This window comes from Ignavibacteriota bacterium (assembly GCA_016713565.1).
Taxonomy (GTDB): domain Bacteria; phylum Bacteroidota; class Ignavibacteria; order Ignavibacteriales; family Melioribacteraceae.
Window position 1 is genome coordinate 106,426 of the sequence record JADJOX010000008.1, and the last position, 19,230, is coordinate 125,655.

Consider the following 19,230-nt stretch of genomic DNA (forward strand, 5'->3'; position numbering starts at 1 on the left):
AACATTACTTTAATATGTTCTCTAAATGCTGTAAAAGTTTAAAAATGTGAAGCTGAAATATGAATGATAATTACATTTAACAACAATCTTTCTAATCTTTCATTTAATACTGAATGTAAATTTTTTATTTGGATTCAGTATTTACATATTGAATAGTTATTGTTAAACTGGTTATTAGTCAGATTCATCTATTTAATTGCCTGTTAAAAATTAAAAAGTAATTGAGTAAATGGAAAAAGAATTAAGGTAAGCTAATTATTTAAAATGAAAAACCCGACTCTAAAGCCGGGTTTTTCTTCACATAAGTAAGAGGCAAATTATTTGAGTAGAACCATTTTCTTGGTTTCAACAAAGTTCTTTGTTTCTATTCTATAATAGTAAATACCAGCTGCATTATTAACAGCGTTCCAATCTATATCAAAACTTCCTGCATTCATTTGTTTGTTTACTAAAACTGAAACTTCTCTACCGATTGCATCAAATACCGTTACTTTTACGTTTGTTGCTTCAGGAATTGTGAAATTAATTTTAGTTGTTGGGTTGAACGGGTTAGGATAGTTTTGTGATAATTTATAATCTGTAGGTAAAGTATTTGTCATATCACTAATATCAACAACTCCGCCTTTCATTTCAGAAATAGCTGCTTTTAACATTCCAACGGTAAATTGAGGATTGTGAATACCAAAGCTTCTGTCTTCTTCTACGAAGAAATAAGCATAACCGGCTCTCATTATTCTTGGAGTTAAACTAGTATCTGCTGCGGTTGAAAAATCAGCTGTTGATTGAATTAATACACCGCCACTTGCATCTTTTGGCAAATATGTAGCCAATGTAGCTAATAGACCATGAACTTCTTCCTGCAATCCTTCAGCAGTGCCGTCTTCATCTATATCTGCATTACCGTTGATATAGAATTTCTTTTCTTTAAACGATTCACCAACATTTCCATGGCAAGGTTCGCAAGCTTCAACATTATCTTCACCTTCTTCATTGTTCATGTTGAATGTATGACCGCCGAATGTAACTAATTTACCTTCTGAATCAAATGCGCTTTCACCAGCCATATGGCAATCAACGCAAGCATTTCCGCCAGCGATTGCGTGTGGTGAACTAGGTAATTCAACACCCCAATCAGGAGCGTTCTTTCCTAAAAGCATATCGCCTTGCGGTCCATGATGTGCGCCGTAATGAGCACTGCCGTTCTTTATGTCATTTGCGTATGTTGAAGCTAGACGTCTGCTTCTATGACAATCCATACATTGAGCGCCTGTTCCATATTTTTCAAATGAAATTTCGGTTCCGTCACCAAGCGTGGTTTCTTTTGCTCTCAATTGGAATGGATTAGTTGCGTCATGAGGATCATGACAAGTAACGCAAGTAAAGTTTGAAGCTTTTGGTCTTACACTTGTTTTTGCAGGCAAACCTAAAGCGTCGGATGGTCTTCCTTCTTTAACCCATTGAACATATCCGGCACCGCTATGGCATGGTGAACAACCGTCTCTATCAGCGTCAAGAACATATTCTCCGCGAGCGTGTCCGCCTTCAAATCCGCGTCCGTCAAAATCAGAAGCATCTAAACCGGATTGATCAAACAAAGCAGGTGTTGCGTGGTGTGTACCAGAATCATGGCAGTAAGCACAAACAGATGTTGCTTGGCTTATTGTCATTTTTGAATTTGAAACTATTCCGTTGTGGTTGCTGCCGGGACCATGGCAAGCTTCGCACTGTACATTTGCTCTTTGCATTGCATCAGGATAAGCTGCAACTAATGCATCGTAATTACCTTCCGCTAATGAGCTTGGGAATACAAATGGAAAATCGTCGAAACCTTCATTTGAAGCTGCGGCATCATAACCTGTTGTATGACATCCCATACATCTGTTTGAAAAATGACCTGCAGGATCATCTGTATATGGTTTTACTGTGTTTGCGTGGCCTGTTTCTTTCCATTTATCATAGATAAAACTACCGTCAAATTCATTATGGCAAGTACCGCATGTTAATCCGCTTGCGGGCATTCCAATATATTTTGCGGCATTAATTGTAATTGATGTTGTCATTCCGCCATCTGTAAATTCAATTACATATGTTCCAAGTACATCTGGTTTTAATGAAATTGCTTTCTTAGTTTCGGTTAAATCTTGTTCGCCGATTATTACAGTTTCCGAACCTTCAGGTTTTGTTGTGATGCTCCAAGCCGGACTTGTAAAATTAGTATCAACGGCTTCGCCAACCAAGTAAACGGTTGAGCCGACACCAACATTTGTCAAACCATTATATTTTACTTTGAAAATATCCGATGTATCAGCAGCTACACCACGATCTGAAATTCCAAGTGGTCTAACTTCTAATGATTGACTGTTTATCATTCCAAAAGACAGGAATAAAAGCAGCATAGTTAAAGTTATTTTTTTGAGCATTAGGCTCCTCCTATTTGTTGATTAAAAAATTAAATTTTGATTTTGAGTTCTAACTGAATTAATAAATTCTCTTAAATTCATTGAATCTATTGGCTTGATTAAATAATACTTTACGCCAATACTATTTATTGCTCTGCCTAATTCAATACTTAAGTCTGATGTAATAAATATCACCGATAATTTTGGATTTACTTTACGAATATTTTCCAATAATCTGGTTGAATTTGGAGCAATGAAATCATCATCTAAAATTACGATATTTGAATTTTTGCTAAGCACTTCCGATATAATATCTAAAGGATCGTTTGAGCGATTGTATATGCTGAAATCGCATCCGAATTCTTTAGAAAAATTTTCTAAAGATTCATAAATTTGATTGTCTGTCGATATTATTAGCATTCTTCCCATAATAACTTATTAATGCAATACTTATGCCAGTTTATTTTAAACTAATATTTTATTCCTAAAACTTTTTACTAAAAAAAATGGTTTGAAAATTAAACGAAATCAGCCTTTTTTATCTCATTTAAAGCTGATATTTTTAAATGATATTTTAAAAGAATAAAATAACTAATTTTACGTGTGATATTATTGTCACAGTGTGGCAAATTAGTCACACCTATAATTTTTCGAGGGTTAATGTTCAAATCTATCAAAAGTAAATTTATTTTACTTTCAATCATTATAATAATACTAAGTATTGGAATTCCTGTTGGATTTTTATTAAATCAGTTTAATAAAAATTTTCACGATCGATCCGTAATTATGGTCGGCGCCGCTATTGATCTGATGATTTTCGGACTAAATAATTCAATGATGAAAGGCGACAATAAGAATGTTCAAAATATTGTTGAACAAATTGGAAAAAATAAATCAATTGAACACATAAGAATTATTAACAGCGACGGAATTATTAAATACGCGATACACAGCGATGAAATTGGAAAAAATATTGATGTTATTGAACCAGGTCATTTAAAAACAAATTTATCACAGATACATGCAAGAAGTATTTCACTTAATTCTAAAACTAATACGTATACTGCCATTCAACCTATTGTTATGGAAAAAAGATGTCATTCATGCCACAAAAATCCTATAAATTCTTTTCTTGATGTTGATACTGACTTGACAAAAGCCGAGGTTAATTTTTATACCGGCAGTTTTCATATGTTCTTTTTAGGACTCGTTTTAATTTTTATTTTGGCATTTTCATTTTATCTCATATTTAATAAATATATTAATAAACCATTAAATGATTTTATTCTCGCGCTAAGCGAAGTTGAAAAGGGCAACTTAAATTTAAATTTACCCGTTTCAGGTGAAAATGAGTTTTCAATACTTCATAACCACTTCAATAGAATGGTAAATGAATTAAAATCTTCGCGCGGACAAATTGAAGAAATGCATTTTGAACAGTTACAGCGTGCGGATAAAATGGTAACTTTGGGAGAACTTACAGCTTCTATGGCTCATGATATAAATAATCACTCGGCAATAATTATGTCAAGAGCTGATTATTTATTATTTGAATCTGAAAATAATAATTCGCTATCCGGTTATAAAGATGATCTCAACGTAGTAAATGATCAAATTGAAAAAATTTCCAGAATAACGGGTAATATTTTAAAACACAGCAAAAAAACTTCTAAAACTTTTACAAATTTTGACTTGGTCAAACTTGTTGAAACAAGCACAGATATGCTCGAACCATTAATTAAAAAAAGAAAAGTCGTTTTATCAAAAGAAATAAAAATAGATCATGCAAAAATTTTCGGAGATCCTAATCAAATTGAACAAGTAATTTTAAATTTAGTTGGAAATTCTTTGGATGCGATTAAGGAAAATGGAAAAATAGATGTCAAAGTTCAAGCTGAAACGGAAAATAAAATTGAATTAAGCGTTAGTGATAACGGAATTGGAATAGATAACGATTCTATTGGTAAAATATTTTCACCATTTTATACAAATAAAGAATCCGGCAAAGGAACCGGTTTGGGATTATATATTGTTCAAAATATTTGTAAAAATCATAATGCTGAAATTAAATGTGAAAGTAATTTAGATCAAGGTACGACTTTCACAATAACCTTTAACGGAGACTCTGAAAATGTTTGACGTTCTTTTATTGGATGATGAAAAGGAAATGCTGGTCGGCTTAGAAAAAATTCTATCAAGCAGAAATAATTTAAAGGTTACAGCTTTGATGGAACCGCAGAAAGCCCTTAATTTACTTGAAAAAAACAAATATGATTTAATCATTACCGATCTCAAAATGAACGAGTTTTCCGGAATTGATATTCTGAAAAAAGCAAAATTGAATAACCCAAACGCAAATGTAATTATTATCTCCGGTTATGGAACGATTGAAGCAAGCGTTGAAGCTATTCAATTAGGCGCGTTCGATTTTATTGAAAAACCTTTTACGTCGAAAAAATTATTTCAATGTATTGATAAAGCGTTGGAATCTTTAATCCAATCGGAAAATACTGTTGAAGATGTTGACCCAATTATTGCTGATTCCGGAATTGTTTATAAAAGTCAGCAAATGAAAGACGTAATAGAAATTTTAAAAAAAATTGCGCCTCAAAAGATGAATGTTTTAATTATTGGTGAAAGCGGTACGGGAAAAGAACTAATTGCAAGAATAATTCATAAATTAAGTAATCGTGATGGAAATCCTTTTGTTCCGGTTAATTGCGGCGCATTGCCCGAAAACCTTTTTGAAAGTGAATTGTTTGGACATGAAAGAGGCGCTTTTACCGGTGCCGTAAAAACAAAACCTGGACTGTTGGAATTTGCAAATTTGGGGACTTTCTTTTTTGACGAAATAGGGGATATGAGTCAGCAATTACAAATTAAACTTTTGCGAATGCTTGAAGACAGAAGAATAAGAAGAGTGGGCGGACAAAAGGAAATTGATATTGACGTTAGAATAATTGCCGCTACAAATAAAGATTTAGAGAAGGAAGTTGAAAACGGAAATTTCAGAGAAGATTTATTTTATAGGCTTAATAATATACAAATTCATATTCCGCCTTTGCGTGAAAGGGTTGAGGATATTATGCCGCTGCTTGAGCATAATTTGAGAATTCTATGCGATAAAGAAAATAAGCAGGTTAAAACATTTTCCAATGACGCGAAAGATTTGCTGAAATCATACCAATGGCCGGGAAATGTAAGGGAGCTTCAAAATATGATTGGAAGGGCGTTTTATCTTTCAACATCTAACATAATTCAGAAAGAAGATCTGCCAAAGTATATTTTGAAAGATGAACTTCCGATTTCAAATAATATTTTAAGTCTTCAATATAATGACGCAAAAGAAAAAACAATTACTGAATTTGAAACTGAATATTTGTCATATCATTTAAAGAAAAATAAAGGAAATATTTCTAAAACCGCTATTGAATGCGGACTCGACAGAAGATCACTTCACAGACTAATTGCAAAATATAATATAATTTATAAAGAATAATTTTTCTCTTTTAAAAATTTATTTCATTAGAATTGACCTAAATTTATTACGGTTTTAAAAATAATTGTAGAAAATATTATACATTCCTTAAGCATACTTCCTAAAAAACCTTATTTTCAAATTAAATTTCTGGCACTATCATTGTTTTGGAATATTAGATTCAAAAACGAGGCGCTTATGAAACGTATAGTATTTTTAATAATTTTTTCATTCTATTTACAAATTTTTGCACAGTCAAGATATTACTTTAACAAACACGAAATTACAAGATCATCAACAATTAAGTTAGGTAATTTTGGACCATCTGCAACAGAATCAGGATTGATTATCGGCTATGAAAGCGGAAAATATATTGATAGAAATTTTGATATCGGCTGGAGCGTTGACTGGTTCAACAAAAATTATGTTGATCAAGTTTTGGTAAAAGAATTTAATGATTATTACGGTTATTTCGAATCGGATCTAAATGAAGTTAGAGCAAAAACTAATTTGCACAGCATTCCTATTTTATTCAATATGACTGCGAAATTTCCTATGGCTTCGAGATTATCTTCGTTTATTACAGCTGGAGTTGGTGTAGAAGCTTTGTTAATTTTTTATAGAGATTACCAACATCCAAATGAAAACGAATTTGAAGGCGCATTTGATTTTAATTGGAGATTGGGCTTTGGAGTCGCATATCAGTTGGGACGAAATTCTGATTTTGTCGCTGAAATTACGTATCACTCTTCAAATCCAAGCTGGACGTATGAAATAAATGATCCGCTTGTTGGAAGAAAACAAATATTGGAAAGAGAATTTGACATGAGCGGATTGATGGCAAGAATTGGTTTTAAATTTTATTATTAGAAATTAACATCCTAAGCAAAAATAACTTAGGATGTTTTATTTTATAATTAATTTATTTTAAATTCAAACGGTAATCTTGTTTGAATTCCAGTATATTTCATCGCAGTTGATAATTTTTCAATTTGGTTTAATTGTTCATTAAAAATAGAAAAATTTATTCCAGAAAATATTTTGGATGAAAACATTTCCATAATTTTTTCAACAGTTTCTTTTTGTACAGGATATTCCACAATTTTATAATCTTCAATTTCGGCAGATTTTGCGGCAATATCCAAAGCTAAATTTATTCCGCCCAATGTATCTACAAGTCCAATTTCTTTAGCATTTATTCCGCTCCAAATTCTTCCTTGCGCAATTGAATCAACCTGTTCAAAAGTCATGTTTCTGCCGCTGGCTACTCTTGAAACAAAATCCGTATAAATTCTATCAACCGAATTTTGTATAAATTTTTTCTGAACATTATTTAAGGGTTTTGTAATTGTTGCCCAACCTGAATTTTCACTCGTCGAAACTTCGTCAAATGTAATTCCCAATTTTTCGTTGAAGAATTTTTGCGCGTTTGGAATAATGCCAAAAACACCAATAGATCCTGTTAATGACGTAGGTTCCGCAACAATTTTATTTGCGGCGCATGAAATGTAATATCCTCCTGATGCGGCTAAATCGCTCATGCTTACAATAATTGGTTTTTCTTTTTTTAGTAAGTTAATTTTTCTCCAAATCATATCTGAAGTCAATGCGGATCCCCCTGGAGAATTAACTCTTAAAACTATTGCTTTTACTCGGTCATTGTTGTTTGCTTCATCTAAAGCTTTTATTATATTTTCTGTCCCAATTGAATTATCATCACCTTTGGACTCTAAAATTTCGCCGTCAGCATAAATTACCGCAATTCTGTTGTTGCTGTATTCTTCATTTGAAGCAGCAGCTTTAAAATATTTTTTAAAAGAAATTAAGTTAAATTCATTATCATCATCGTTTACAATTTTCGCGAGAACAGAATCAACTTCGTCTTCATATTTCAAGTTATCAACTAGTCTATATTTTTTTGCGTCTTCCGCAAAATTAATTTTCAGTTCCGCAGAGATTGATTTCAAATCATTAACAGATATCTTTTTGTCAATTGAAATTTCAGAAATAATTTTATCGAAAACCGAACTTAGATACTTGTTTAATTGAACGCGATTTTCTTCACTCATTTGTTCAACTCTAAAAGGTTCAGTCGCACTTTTAAATTTGCCGTGCTGAAAAATTTGCGGTTCAATTTCAAGCTTATCCAAAGTTTTTTTGAAGAATGTTAATTCAATTCCAAAACCGTCAAATTCCATTGACCCGGTTGGAGTTAAATAAATACTATCCGCGGCACTGGCTAAATAGAATCCGGCTTCACTTATTGAGTTACCGTGAGCAATAATTTTTTTACCTGAATTTTTAAAATCAATCAAACCGTTCCTGATCTCAGATAATTTGGTTATGCCGGGCGAAACAAAATTATCCAAATCAATAAAAATCCCTTTAATATTTTTGTCGTTTTTCGCCGTTTTAATACTTTTTAAAAGATCGTTTAATCCTACTAAATTTTCAAATGACGGAATCATTCCAAAATTAAAACTTGGGTCTTTAGCGGATCTTTCCGGCAATTCATAATCAAGTTTAATTTCTAAAATGGAGTTATCTTTAACGTCAACTGTTTCTTCAGTTTCTAATGATGAAATTACGGCAAACATAAAAACAAAGATCACTAATGTTATTAAAAACATTGAAATAAAAAATCCTAACATTGACGCAAACATAAATTTGAAAAATTGTTTCATTATTTCCTCTTATAAAAAATTTACAAAACAAATTTATATAACTTTAAATCATTCTACAATTTTGTTAAGTTTTACAGATAGTGTTGAACAAAAATAAATATTTGTACATATTATAAAAAATACTTGAGGCATTTATGCAAAAGACAAATCTGTTAACGGTTCTGTGTTTGGCTAGTTATGAAAAAGGTTTTGATTTTTTAATTAAATGCAAAAATATGGGGAACAGAGTTTTGCTAGTTACTTCTCAAAGTCTAATGGAAGCAAATTGGCCTCGTGAATTTATTGATGAAATATTTTTCATTCCGGATAATCAAAATGAATGGAATATGGATGTGGTGATGAAAAGTATAAGTTATTTAGCGCGTACAGAGAAAATTGATAGAATAATAGCGCTTGATGATTTTGATGTTGAGAAAGCCGCAAAACTTAGAGAACATTTAAGAATTCCGGGAATGGGTGAAACAACCGCAAGATACTTTAGAGATAAGCTTTCAATGCGTAAAAAAGCTAAGGAAGATAAAATAAATATTCCCGATTTTGTTCACGTTTTAAATCATGATGAAATAAATAATTTCTTTGATACAAATCAACCTCCGTATATTTTAAAACCTAGATCACAAGCCGGAGCAATTGGGTTAAAAAAACTTTTTTCGAAAGAAGAAGCGTGGGAAACAATTAATAATTTGGGTGATGAGCAGTCATATTACTTGCTTGAACAGTTTATTGAAGGGAATATTTATCACGTAGATTCAATTATTTTCAATTATAAATTGCAATTTACATTAGCGCACCAATATGCGTTACCTCCTTTTGAAGTTGCTCACGAAGGCAGAGTTTTTTGCTCTAGAACCGTAAAGTTTGGCAGCAAAGATGAAAAAGAATTATTGAAATTAAATAAACAGGTTATAAAATCACTTGGGCTTAAAAAAGGCATTTCGCACAGTGAATATATAAAATCGAAAGACGGCAAATTTTATTTTCTTGAAACTTCCGCAAGAGTTGGTGGAGCCAATTTATCAAATTTGATTGAAGAATCTTCAGGAATAAATTTGTGGAATGAGTGGGCGGTAATTGAAAATTTGAAAGATGAAGAAAAATATGTTTTACCGGAATTTAAGAAAAATTACGGCGCAATATTAATTTCTCTAGCTAAACAAGAGTTTCCTGATTTGAGTTCTTTCAATGATAAGGAAATTGCATGGCGGCTTAATAAAAAATATCATGCGGGATTAGTTGTTGTCTCAGAAAGTTATGATAAAATCTCGGAGTTAATAGGTAATTATACTAAAAGATTTTATGATGAATTTTTTGCGTATCAACCGATTAAAGAAAAAGCATCTAATTAGAATTAGAAATTTCTCGAAGTTTTTTTCTTAGGATTGTAATTACAGAATTCAACTTTGGGTCGTTGGGATTTAATACAAAAGCTTTTTCAAAATATTGAATTGAGTTTTGAATATTACAGTAAAGCCAAAGAATACCAAGTGTTTCAAGTGAAGTTATACTTTCATTACCAAATTTATTTTTCGTTTCTAAATTTGTAACTAATTCTGCGCAAGGGCAGTCATCTTTAATTGGATCAGTATTTAATATAAAATCAATATTTTCGTTTATAAAGTTGGCAAACAGATCAAAAGCTTTAGAATATTTTCCAATTTGAGTTAATGAAATAATTAATTTTTTTGCAGCATTTAAATTTTTAGGTTCATCTTTTAAAACAATTTGAAAGGCTTCTGCGGCGCCTAAATAATTTCTTGCCATAAAATATTGATTGCCTAACATTTCATTCATTTTATAAACCAATTTATTATAAGAGCCTCAATTAAGAGGCTCTATAAAATAAAAATTTTATTGGACTAATTCATAATTATGTACATGAGCGGCGGCATCAAATTTTGTGCCCGGCATTGCATCATGTGCTAACGCGTTCATACCGTATAATAAAGTTTTTGCGTCGTATCCTAAAACTTTTAAATAAGTCGAAACAAAAGATGAAGTTGTTCCGGTATAGCAATAAATGACAACCGGTTTATTTGTTGGCAATGTTTTAAGACTAGCCGCAAGTTTCAAATCTGCTTTTGGTGTATATTGAATTGCTCCATTAATATGACCCCAAGCGTAATCAGTTGCAGACCAATAATTAACAATATAGTAATTGGATAAATTTGCGAATAAAGTTGAGTTTGATAATTTAATATCTCCGAAAGGATCAGCTGAACTTAACAAAGCTGTAACTCTCACTTTTAAAATTTCCGCTCCTGTTGTTTTTCCCGTTGAAAGTACCGGCAATTCACCTGCGGTATTTTTATTTGCCGCTGTTGTAACTAATTCTGCTGCTCTTGCATTGCTGATTGCGTTTTTCCAACCAGAAGCTGTTGCATCATTCCAGCTGCACATGCCTAAGAAAAGATCATAAGTATTTGAATAACCAAGTAATCTTAAAAGACAAGTCGCATATCCTGCTGTTTGACCTGAATAGCAAGCCAGAACAACGGTTGCTTTTGACGCAAGATTATTTGATTCATAATAAGTAACGATATCTTTTAAAGGAACATTAACCGAACCTTTTATATGACCGGCTGCATAATCTGCCGTGGCACGAATATCTAAAATTGCCCATGTAGCGTCATTTGCTAAAATTGCTGCGTATACCTCTTCTGCTTTTTTTGTTGCAGGTGCGGAAGTATTAATAAAATCACCATTTGCTTCTAAATAAGTTGCCAAAACTTCGGCTTCATTAACTTCTTCTTTTGGATCCGTACTATCATCATCACAAGCTGTATTGAGGAATAGAATTGGTATTATTAACAGCAAGTAAAAAAGTTTTCTTAATTGGTTCATTGTATCTCCTTTATAATTTGAGTGTTTAATTTATACTAATTTATTTCCCACCATAAGGGAAGTTTTCCATCAACCGTATATTTGCTTGTCGCAGATTTTTCCCAAGATTCAATTAAATCCGATTCAAACAAATAGTATTGTTTATTTTTAATATTACCTTCAGAATCTTTATAAATATGACAAGCTTGTGCGCATAAGGGCTGTTCAACGTTTTCATCTAAAGTAATTTTGGATGTATCGGTTCTTGCGGTCCATCTTATTATATTATGCGGTGTTGTATATTTATATGTCGGTTTTTCATTAAAATTATTAAGATTAGAAATTCCATAATGATCCCAGCTATCAGGAGCCATTAAAGATTGACGAAGCGTAGCCATTTTATATGGTTTGATATCCGGTATCGGATTCATTCCAATTTTAAATTTTTGATGAGACGCAACTCTTGCGCCTTCATCGGTTCCAACGTGACAGCTGCCGCAATTATTATAATCTTGAGAGTGACATGTTTGGCAATTGAAATCATTTATGTGCATACTATGATAATCATTTGCGTTTTCTAATCCTGAATGACAGTCTTCACATTCGGGTTTAAGTTTATTTTTGTAGCGCTGATCATAATAGTTTCCGTCGCCGTGGACTTCATTTTGCGTGTGACAGCTCATGCATGTAAAACCGGCTTTTGTTAAATGTACATCCGGAACGGTTCCTATTCCTTCACCAAAATATGCGTGTCCGCCTCGGCTTACATGACAAGTTGTACAATTGTTTCTCATATCCGGAGTTTTATTAAAATTATGTCCGTTTATTAAACCGCCGCCGCCGGCAGCAGGACGAGTTACATGGCATTCGGCGCATGTACCGTGACAGCTTGAACAATTTGATTTATAAGCTTCTTTTAATTCTTGCGGTAATTGCTCAAATTTTTCTTTACCTGTTCCTAATCCGTAGCGAATTGTAACCATACTTTTTTGTCCCCAACCTTGCTCATGTGTGCTGTTATGAGTTCTGGAAACAATATCAGGATGGCATGTCGCGCATTTTTCTGTGGCATGCTGAGAAGGGCTGGCGATAAAATTACCAGAGTGAGCTTTTTCTTTTACAACTTTGTAATCGCTGTTATCAACGCTTTCAATTCCATTATGGCAAACAACACAACCCAATTTTCCGTGTACGCTGTTTTTGAATTGAGTATATCCATCACCTCTTAAAATAACTCTGTCATAAGGTTCATAATGAGGTGCTTCACCTCCGCACCCATGTCCTCCGGTTGAAGGCGGATCTGGTGAATATACTTTCTTCAGCAGATCATAATCGGTATGACAACCTTCACAAGTATTTTTGGAAAGTTCACCATTTGCACCAGGTGTTATAGGTAATTCTTTTTCCTCATCATTACATGAAACAACAATAAATACAAAGGATAAGAGAATAAATAAACACTTTGTAATTTCCTTCATTTTTTTCCTTTTTATTAATTCTAAATTATAAGGCAAAATAAATGCCAATTAAAATATATTAAAAGAGATGATTATCGCATTTGAGATTGGAACAGATTGTTTCAATGTAATAAAGTGGAAATTAAAATTGACTGTAAGTTGTTATAGAATAATTTGATAAGGAGAATAAAACAATATGTTTCAATTTTGAAACGTGAAACTAATTTTCTTTATCGATTATACCGAATTGCTTCATTTTTCGCCAGAGAGTTGTTCTGCCAATTGTCATTTCTTTTGCCGTTTTTGATTTACTCCATCTGTTTTTTTCGAGTAAATCAAGCAATTGGTTTCTTTCAAAAGAATCATTATCAAAATAAATATTTGTCGGGACAATCCTTTTTGTTTGTGTTAATCTTACATTTGGCGGGAGTTTGGCTGCAGAAATAATATTTGAATTATTTGTTCGTACAAAAGAATACTCAATTACGTTTTCCAATTCTCTTACATTTCCGCGCCATTCAAAATTTGTAATCAGTTCCAAAGCTTCATCATCTATTTCATTGATTTCTTTTTTATAAATGAGCGAGAATTTTTTAAGAAAATGTTTAATCAGCGGCATTAAATCAACTTGGCGTTTGCTTAGTGAAGGAACTTCTATTGGTATAACATTCAATCTGTAATATAAATCTTCGCGGAATTTACCTGATTGCAGTGCTTCTTCAATTTTAATATTTGTCGCGGCTATAACTCGAACATCAACTCTTCTGGTAATGGATTCTCCAATTCTTTCAAAGGTTCCTTCTTGCAATACACGCAAAAGCTGAAGCTGCATCTGCAAAGGCATTTCTGCAACTTCGTCCAAAAAAATTGTTCCGCCATCAGCTATTTCAAATCTTCCCGGACGATCTTTAACCGCGTCAGTAAAAGCGCCTTTTACATGTCCGAAAAGTTCACTCGCCAACAAATGAGGAGGAAAAACCGCACAATTAATTTTAATAAAAATTTTATCTTTTCTGCTGCTTGTTTGCTGAATTGCATTAGCGATCATTTCTTTACCGGTGCCAGATTCTCCTTGAATAAAAACTGGTGCATCTGAATCGGAAATTTCACGTATCAATTCAAAAATTTCTTTCATTTGTTTACTTTTACCAATTATGCCGTGAAAATTTCCATCTTTAGATAAATCATGACTTATTCTTTCCAATTCAGAAATTTCTCTAAATGAAATAACGCCGCCAATAGGTTTTTCATCTTTATTGTGTAAAACCGCGGCATTTAATTTTATTGGTTTTACTGAATTATCGGCTATTCGTATTTTAGATTCGAAATCATAAATATTTTTTTTAGAGTTTAATACTAACGCGATGGGGCAGTCGGAAAAACAAACTTTAGATTTGAATACATTTTTACAAAATTGACCGATCACGTTTTCTTTTTTGTGTCCGGTAATTCTTTCGGCTGCTTTATTGAAAAAATTAATTTTAAAATTTTTATCGACAGTAAAAACACCTTCACCTAAACTGTCTAAAATATCTTCGTTATTAATTTCATAATCAAGCATAAGTCAAAATGTTTCATTGGTGAAACAAATTATTTCAATATTGATTAAAACTTATGAATTCTTGTTTATAATATCAAATAAAGAATTAAAATGTGCAGAAATAGTTTTGTCTAAATCTTCTTTTGTATGAACCGTTGAAACAAATAAAGCTTCAAACTGAGCCGGAGCCAAATAAACTCCGTTTTCCAGCATTTTATGAAAATACTTTCCGTAAAGCTGAGTATCGGATTTTACGGCAGAATTAAAATCATTAACTTTTCCTTCGGTAAAAAACATGCACATCATTGAACCAACTCTGTTCATCGCATAATTTTTACCTAATTTATTTAGATTTTCTTTAAAGCCTGTTTCCAAATAAGCCGATTTCTCTTCAAGTAAATTGTAAATATTTGGATTTTCTTTTATATATGATAAAGCGGCAAATCCCGCGTTCATGGCAAGCGGATTTCCGCTTAATGTTCCGGCTTGATATATTGGTCCAGATGGAGCAATTTTATTCATTATTTCAGCTTTTCCGCCAAATGCGCCGACCGGTAAACCTCCGCCTATTATTTTACCGAATGTTGAAAGATCGGGAGTAATACCAAAAACTTCTTGAGCTCCTCCTCTGGCAACCCTAAAGCCGGTCATTACTTCATCAAATATTAATACAATCTTTTCCTCATCACAAATAGCGCGCAATTCTTTTATAAAATTATCATCAGATTTTACAACTCCCATATTTCCGGCTATTGCTTCAATAATTACAGCGGCTATTTCATTTTTATTTTTTGAAATTAAATCTTTTATCGAATTGATATTATTAAATTCAGCGACCAAGGTATCGGCGGCATTTCCAACTGTTACACCCGGACTTGTAGGAACGCCAAGAGTTAAAGCGCCGGAGCCGGCTTTGATTAAAAAATAATCTGCATGACCGTGATAACAGCCTTCAAATTTTATAAATTTATCTTTATTTGTAAATCCTCTCGCTGCACGAATTGCGGACATTGTCGCTTCTGTTCCGCTGTTTACCATTCTAATTTTTTCAACAGAGGGCACAAGCTCAGTAATTAATTCCGCCATTTTAATTTCAATTTCTGTCGGCGCGCCGAAACTTGTTCCTTTTTTAATTGCATTACTTAATGCTGAAATAATGAATTCGGGATTGTGTCCGAATAAATGCGGTCCCCAGCTTCCTATATAATCTATGTAATCATTTCCATCAACATCAACAAAATGTGAACCAATTCCTTCCTTAATAAATAATGGAGTTCCGCCTACGGATTTAAATGCGCGGACTGGAGAATTAACTCCTCCGGGAATATATCTTTTTGCTTCTTCAAATAATTTTTCACTTTGAGAAATATTCATACATTTACCTTAAATTCTAATTAATTTTATTCAAATATTTGGCAACATCTTTGGCAAAATAAGTTAAAATAATATCGGCGCCGGCTCGTTTAATTGCAATAAGCGATTCTAACATAACACGCTCCTCATCAATCCAACCAAGTTTTCCCGCGGCTTTTATCATAGAGTATTCGCCGCTTACTTGATACGCGGCAGTTGGCATTTGGAATTTATCTTTAACCGATTTAATAATATCCAAATAAGCGCCGGCAGGTTTTACCATAATTATATCTGCTCCTTCTAATATATCGCTTTCAGCTTCACGAAGAGCTTCTAAAGTATTTGCTACATCCATTTGATGCGATTTTCTATCACCGAAAGCGGGAGTTGATTCAGCGGCTTCGCGAAATGGTCCGTAATAACCGGAGGCATATTTAACCGCATAGCTCATAATTGGAATATTTTGAAATCCGTTTTCGTCTAAGCCTTTGCGTATTTCCAATATTCTACCATCCATCATATCGGAAGGAGCGATCATATCAGCTCCGGCTTGTGCGTGTGAAACTGCTTCTTTAACCAAAAGTGAAACTGTTTCGTCATTTACAATTTCTTCACCTTTTATTATTCCGCAATGACCATGCGAAGTATATTCGCAAAGGCAAACATCTGTTATCACTAAAATACTTTTTACCTTTGATTTTATTGCTCGAATTGCTTTTTGAATAATTCCATTTTCGGAATAAGCCTCAGAACCAACTTCATCTTTATGTTCAGGAATACCGAAGAGGATTATTGCTTTAACTCCTAATGCAACCAATTCTTCACATTCTTTTACTATATTATCAATTGACTGCTGATATACATTCGGCATAGAAGAAATTTCTTTCTTGATATTTTCTCCGGGCGCGACAAATAACGGGTAAATCAAGTCATTTTTTGTTAATGATGTTTCACGGATTAAATCTCTGACAATTGGATTATATCTTAATCTTCTTAATCTTTTTTCCGGATAATTTGCCATAAAAACCTCTTAAACATTTTTTGACATTAAACTTATAAAATAATTCATTTGCTAAAACGCAATTGAAAAAATCTTTTTATAACTACTTTTATTATTCTAAAAATAAATTCAGGAACAGAAAAGTTGTTAAATCTTATCCAAATAATCATTAACTTTTTCAAAATTGGCGTAAGAACTTTTTATACAATCGCCAACCGAAATACCTCCTCTGAAATTTCCGCTTAAAAATATACCGGGATTATTTTTCTCAAATTGATCAAAATAATTTTCATGCTCTACATAACCCAAATTATATTGGGGAATTGCCTTGTTCCAGAATTTCCATTGCAATAAAATTGGCTGAGTCTTTATTCCCATAATTTCGTGAAATTCTTTTAAGACTTCCGTAATTTTCTCATCAACATCCGACACTTTAAACTCCGGATTTCTCGCTCCGCCAACGAATATTGTAAAAGCCGCTTTATCTTTCGGGGCTCTATTTTTAAAAATTGTAGAACTCCAGATGGCGCCCAAAAATTTTTTATTTTCTTTTGATGGAATTAAAAATCCAAAACCATCTAATTTTTGTGTAATTGATTTTATTTCATATCCCAAAAACAAAACCAAAACCGGCGGATAGTAAATTTCATTCAAATGTTTGGTAAGTTCCGAATCAAACATGTGAGAAATTTTCACTAATCTATGTGAGGGAATAGTTGAAATTAAAGCGTCACTTGTTATTTTACCTTTTATGCCGTTTTGCTCAAGTTCAACAATAACTTTGTTATTATTTTTTACAATATTTTCTATTATGCAATTATAAAAAATACGTCCCTTTATGTTTTTGGCAATTGCTTTTGGAAAGCTTTGCATTCCGTATTTGAATGAAAACATTTTCGCGCTTTGTTTTGATTCTTCATTACTTCTTTTTCTTTCCTTGGCTCCTTTGAACATTCCTTTTATTAAACCGCCATATACTTCTTCCAATCTATAAAGTTTTGGAAACGCGGATTTGACGCTTAATTTTGTAGGGTCGCCGGCAAATACTCCGGATACAAATGGATCAATAGCATTATCTAAAAATTCTTTTCCCAGTCTTCGTTCAACAAACTCTGCTATACTTTGGTAATAGCCATCTTGAGATTTTCCAATAAACGGCTCTTTCAAAATTCTTAACTTTGCCTGAACTGAAAATAATTTTGTCCGCAAAAATTTAATCGGGGAAGTAGGCAATGCCAAAAGTTTATTGTTCTTTAAAATGTATCTTATATTTCCTTCTTCGTTAGCATAGATCATTTCATTTGCCAACCCTATTTCATTTACTATTTCCCTAATTTTCGGCGTAGTTTCCAATCCGCTGTTCGGACCAAAATCGATAAGGAAATCATCAACAACTTTTGTCTGCATTGCGCCGCCTGCTTCTGAATTCTGTTCAAGAATAGTAACGTCGTATCCATCTTTTTCTAACCAATGAGCGGTTGCCAAACCGGATATTCCGGCGCCAAGTATTGTAACTTTTTTATCTTTCATGAATTTTCAGTATGTAAAATTTTTATTATTTCATCTTTTAGTGCGTCAATAAACAATTCGGAATTATTTAATCCTTCCATTACTATGTAGTTTTTAATTCCAACTTTATCGGCTACATGACGATACTCAATATTCAATTCAAATGATGTTTCTACATGATCCGAAACAAAACTGATTGGAATAATTAATAAATTATTTTTCTTATCAGCGGCTAATTCTTCAATCATAGCGTCTGTTGCCGGAGTAAGCCATTTTACCGGACCTACTTTACTTTGAAAACAAATATGATGTTTGTGTGAATAATTTCTTCCTTCCATAACTTTTTCAATTGTTTCTTTAATATGATGTGAATACGGATCACCGCTTTTTACCATACTGATTGGAGTTCCGTGCGCGCTGAATACCAATTGAATGTTGTTTCTGACATTTTCCGGAAATCTTAAAATTGTTTGGTCAATTCTTTCATTTATTGCCGAAATATAAAATGGATTTGTCTGATAATTTTTTACGCGAAAAACTTTTTCTTTAACAGGACTAAAACATCTATCCCATTCATTAAATGATGAACCGGTTGTTGATATAGAATAATGCGGATAAAGCGGAAGTAAAATTATTTTATCGAAATTTTGTTCTTTAATTTTTTTTGCGACATCAGCCGTTATGGGATTCCAGTAACGCATTGCGGTAAATACTGAAATATCTTTGAAATCATTTCGCAGTTTTAGTTCCAACATTTTTCTTTGAATTTCTGTCCACTCATTTATTGGAGATTTACCGCCGATTAGCTCATATTCCTTTTGAACTTTTGGAGCTCTTTTACTTGAAATTATTTTTGCGAAAAGTTTTTGTCCGAAAGGCAATTTGAAAATATCTTTATCCGAAAATAAATTAAATAAAAATGGCTCAACAGCATCCAATGAATCCGGTCCGCCTAAATTAAAAAGTACAACAGCAATTTTCATTTTAACT

General features: G+C 32.7%; 15 protein-coding genes. 4 read left to right on the plus strand and 11 right to left on the minus strand.

The window, feature by feature from the left end; genetic code table 11:
• Positions 1-317: 317 nt before the first annotated feature.
• Both IPK06_15090 and IPK06_15095 read right to left on the minus strand, forming a co-directional pair.
• Complete coding sequence (locus IPK06_15090) at positions 318-2,420, minus strand: ammonia-forming cytochrome c nitrite reductase subunit c552 (protein ID MBK7981299.1); 2,103 nt, start codon at positions 2,418-2,420, stop codon at positions 318-320.
• 21 nt (positions 2,421-2,441) lie between these two features.
• Complete coding sequence (locus IPK06_15095; GenBank protein MBK7981300.1) at positions 2,442-2,819, minus strand: response regulator; 378 nt, start codon at positions 2,817-2,819, stop codon at positions 2,442-2,444.
• 240 nt (positions 2,820-3,059) lie between these two features.
• On the opposite strand from IPK06_15095, the gene IPK06_15100 reads away from it, so the two are divergent.
• The 3 genes from IPK06_15100 (at position 3,060) to IPK06_15110 (ending at position 6,747) form a co-directional block, all read left to right on the plus strand.
• A complete protein-coding gene (locus tag IPK06_15100; protein MBK7981301.1) occupies positions 3,060-4,538 on the plus strand; it encodes a HAMP domain-containing histidine kinase in 1,479 nt (492 codons plus the stop codon).
• Positions 4,531-5,898 carry a sigma-54-dependent Fis family transcriptional regulator gene (locus IPK06_15105; protein MBK7981302.1) on the plus strand — a complete coding sequence of 456 codons (1,368 nt, stop codon included), beginning with the start codon at positions 4,531-4,533 and terminating at the stop codon, positions 5,896-5,898. Before IPK06_15100 ends, IPK06_15105 begins: the two co-directional genes overlap by 8 nt.
• 177 nt (positions 5,899-6,075) lie before the next feature.
• A complete protein-coding gene (locus tag IPK06_15110; protein ID MBK7981303.1) occupies positions 6,076-6,747 on the plus strand; it encodes a hypothetical protein in 672 nt (223 codons plus the stop codon).
• A 47-nt stretch (positions 6,748-6,794) separates the two neighbouring features.
• Here IPK06_15110 and sppA read toward each other — a convergent pair whose 3' ends face one another.
• Complete coding sequence (gene sppA, locus IPK06_15115; protein ID MBK7981304.1) at positions 6,795-8,561, minus strand: signal peptide peptidase SppA; 1,767 nt, start codon at positions 8,559-8,561, stop codon at positions 6,795-6,797.
• Positions 8,562-8,695: 134 nt separating this feature from the next.
• Here sppA and IPK06_15120 point away from each other — a divergent pair, with 134 nt between their 5' ends.
• Positions 8,696-9,907 (plus strand): ATP-grasp domain-containing protein, encoded by a 1,212-nt coding sequence (locus tag IPK06_15120; protein ID MBK7981305.1) that lies wholly within the window; start codon positions 8,696-8,698, stop codon positions 9,905-9,907.
• On the opposite strand, the gene IPK06_15125 is transcribed toward IPK06_15120, so the two are convergent.
• The 8 genes from IPK06_15125 to hemH all read right to left on the minus strand — a co-directional run bounded on the left by IPK06_15125 (position 9,900) and on the right by hemH (position 19,223).
• A complete protein-coding gene (locus tag IPK06_15125) occupies positions 9,900-10,352 on the minus strand; it encodes a hypothetical protein (protein MBK7981306.1) in 453 nt (150 codons plus the stop codon). The two genes, IPK06_15120 and IPK06_15125, sit on opposite strands and share 8 nt — an antisense overlap.
• A 57-nt stretch (positions 10,353-10,409) precedes the next feature.
• Positions 10,410-11,402, minus strand: a complete 993-nt coding sequence (locus tag IPK06_15130) for a rhodanese-like domain-containing protein (protein MBK7981307.1) — start codon at positions 11,400-11,402, stop codon at positions 10,410-10,412.
• A 35-nt stretch (positions 11,403-11,437) separates the two neighbouring features.
• The gene (locus IPK06_15135) at positions 11,438-12,859 is read right to left on the minus strand and encodes a hypothetical protein (protein ID MBK7981308.1); all 1,422 of its coding nucleotides are present in this window, start codon (positions 12,857-12,859) and stop codon (positions 11,438-11,440) included.
• Between the two features lie 199 nt (positions 12,860-13,058).
• Complete coding sequence (locus IPK06_15140; GenBank protein MBK7981309.1) at positions 13,059-14,399, minus strand: sigma 54-interacting transcriptional regulator; 1,341 nt, start codon at positions 14,397-14,399, stop codon at positions 13,059-13,061.
• A gap of 51 nt (positions 14,400-14,450) precedes the next feature.
• The gene (gene hemL, locus IPK06_15145; GenBank protein MBK7981310.1) at positions 14,451-15,752 is read right to left on the minus strand and encodes a glutamate-1-semialdehyde 2,1-aminomutase; all 1,302 of its coding nucleotides are present in this window, start codon (positions 15,750-15,752) and stop codon (positions 14,451-14,453) included.
• 16 nt (positions 15,753-15,768) lie between these two features.
• Complete coding sequence (gene hemB, locus IPK06_15150; protein ID MBK7981311.1) at positions 15,769-16,752, minus strand: porphobilinogen synthase; 984 nt, start codon at positions 16,750-16,752, stop codon at positions 15,769-15,771.
• 126 nt (positions 16,753-16,878) lie between these two features.
• On the minus strand, positions 16,879-18,261 hold the full coding sequence (hemG, locus tag IPK06_15155) for a protoporphyrinogen oxidase (protein MBK7981312.1): 1,383 nt from the start codon (positions 18,259-18,261) through the stop codon (positions 16,879-16,881).
• On the minus strand, positions 18,258-19,223 hold the full coding sequence (hemH, locus tag IPK06_15160; protein MBK7981313.1) for a ferrochelatase: 966 nt from the start codon (positions 19,221-19,223) through the stop codon (positions 18,258-18,260). The genes hemG and hemH overlap by 4 nt, the downstream gene beginning before the upstream one ends.
• Positions 19,224-19,230 lie beyond the last annotated feature (7 nt).

Coding starts and splice junctions, on each gene's coding strand:
- IPK06_15090 (MBK7981299.1), bottom strand. CDS start 2,420: ATGCTCAAAAAAATAACTTTAACTATGCTGCTTTTATTCCTGTCTTTT.
- IPK06_15095 (MBK7981300.1), bottom strand. CDS start 2,819: ATGCTAATAATATCGACAGACAATCAAATTTATGAATCTTTAGAAAAT.
- IPK06_15100 (MBK7981301.1), top strand. CDS start 3,060: ATGTTCAAATCTATCAAAAGTAAATTTATTTTACTTTCAATCATTATA.
- IPK06_15105 (MBK7981302.1), top strand. CDS start 4,531: ATGTTTGACGTTCTTTTATTGGATGATGAAAAGGAAATGCTGGTCGGC.
- IPK06_15110 (MBK7981303.1), top strand. CDS start 6,076: ATGAAACGTATAGTATTTTTAATAATTTTTTCATTCTATTTACAAATT.
- sppA (MBK7981304.1), bottom strand. CDS start 8,561: ATGAAACAATTTTTCAAATTTATGTTTGCGTCAATGTTAGGATTTTTT.
- IPK06_15120 (MBK7981305.1), top strand. CDS start 8,696: ATGCAAAAGACAAATCTGTTAACGGTTCTGTGTTTGGCTAGTTATGAA.
- IPK06_15125 (MBK7981306.1), bottom strand. CDS start 10,352: ATGAATGAAATGTTAGGCAATCAATATTTTATGGCAAGAAATTATTTA.
- IPK06_15130 (MBK7981307.1), bottom strand. CDS start 11,402: ATGAACCAATTAAGAAAACTTTTTTACTTGCTGTTAATAATACCAATT.
- IPK06_15135 (MBK7981308.1), bottom strand. CDS start 12,859: ATGAAGGAAATTACAAAGTGTTTATTTATTCTCTTATCCTTTGTATTT.
- IPK06_15140 (MBK7981309.1), bottom strand. CDS start 14,399: ATGCTTGATTATGAAATTAATAACGAAGATATTTTAGACAGTTTAGGT.
- hemL (MBK7981310.1), bottom strand. CDS start 15,752: ATGAATATTTCTCAAAGTGAAAAATTATTTGAAGAAGCAAAAAGATAT.
- hemB (MBK7981311.1), bottom strand. CDS start 16,752: ATGGCAAATTATCCGGAAAAAAGATTAAGAAGATTAAGATATAATCCA.
- hemG (MBK7981312.1), bottom strand. CDS start 18,261: ATGAAAGATAAAAAAGTTACAATACTTGGCGCCGGAATATCCGGTTTG.
- hemH (MBK7981313.1), bottom strand. CDS start 19,223: ATGAAAATTGCTGTTGTACTTTTTAATTTAGGCGGACCGGATTCATTG.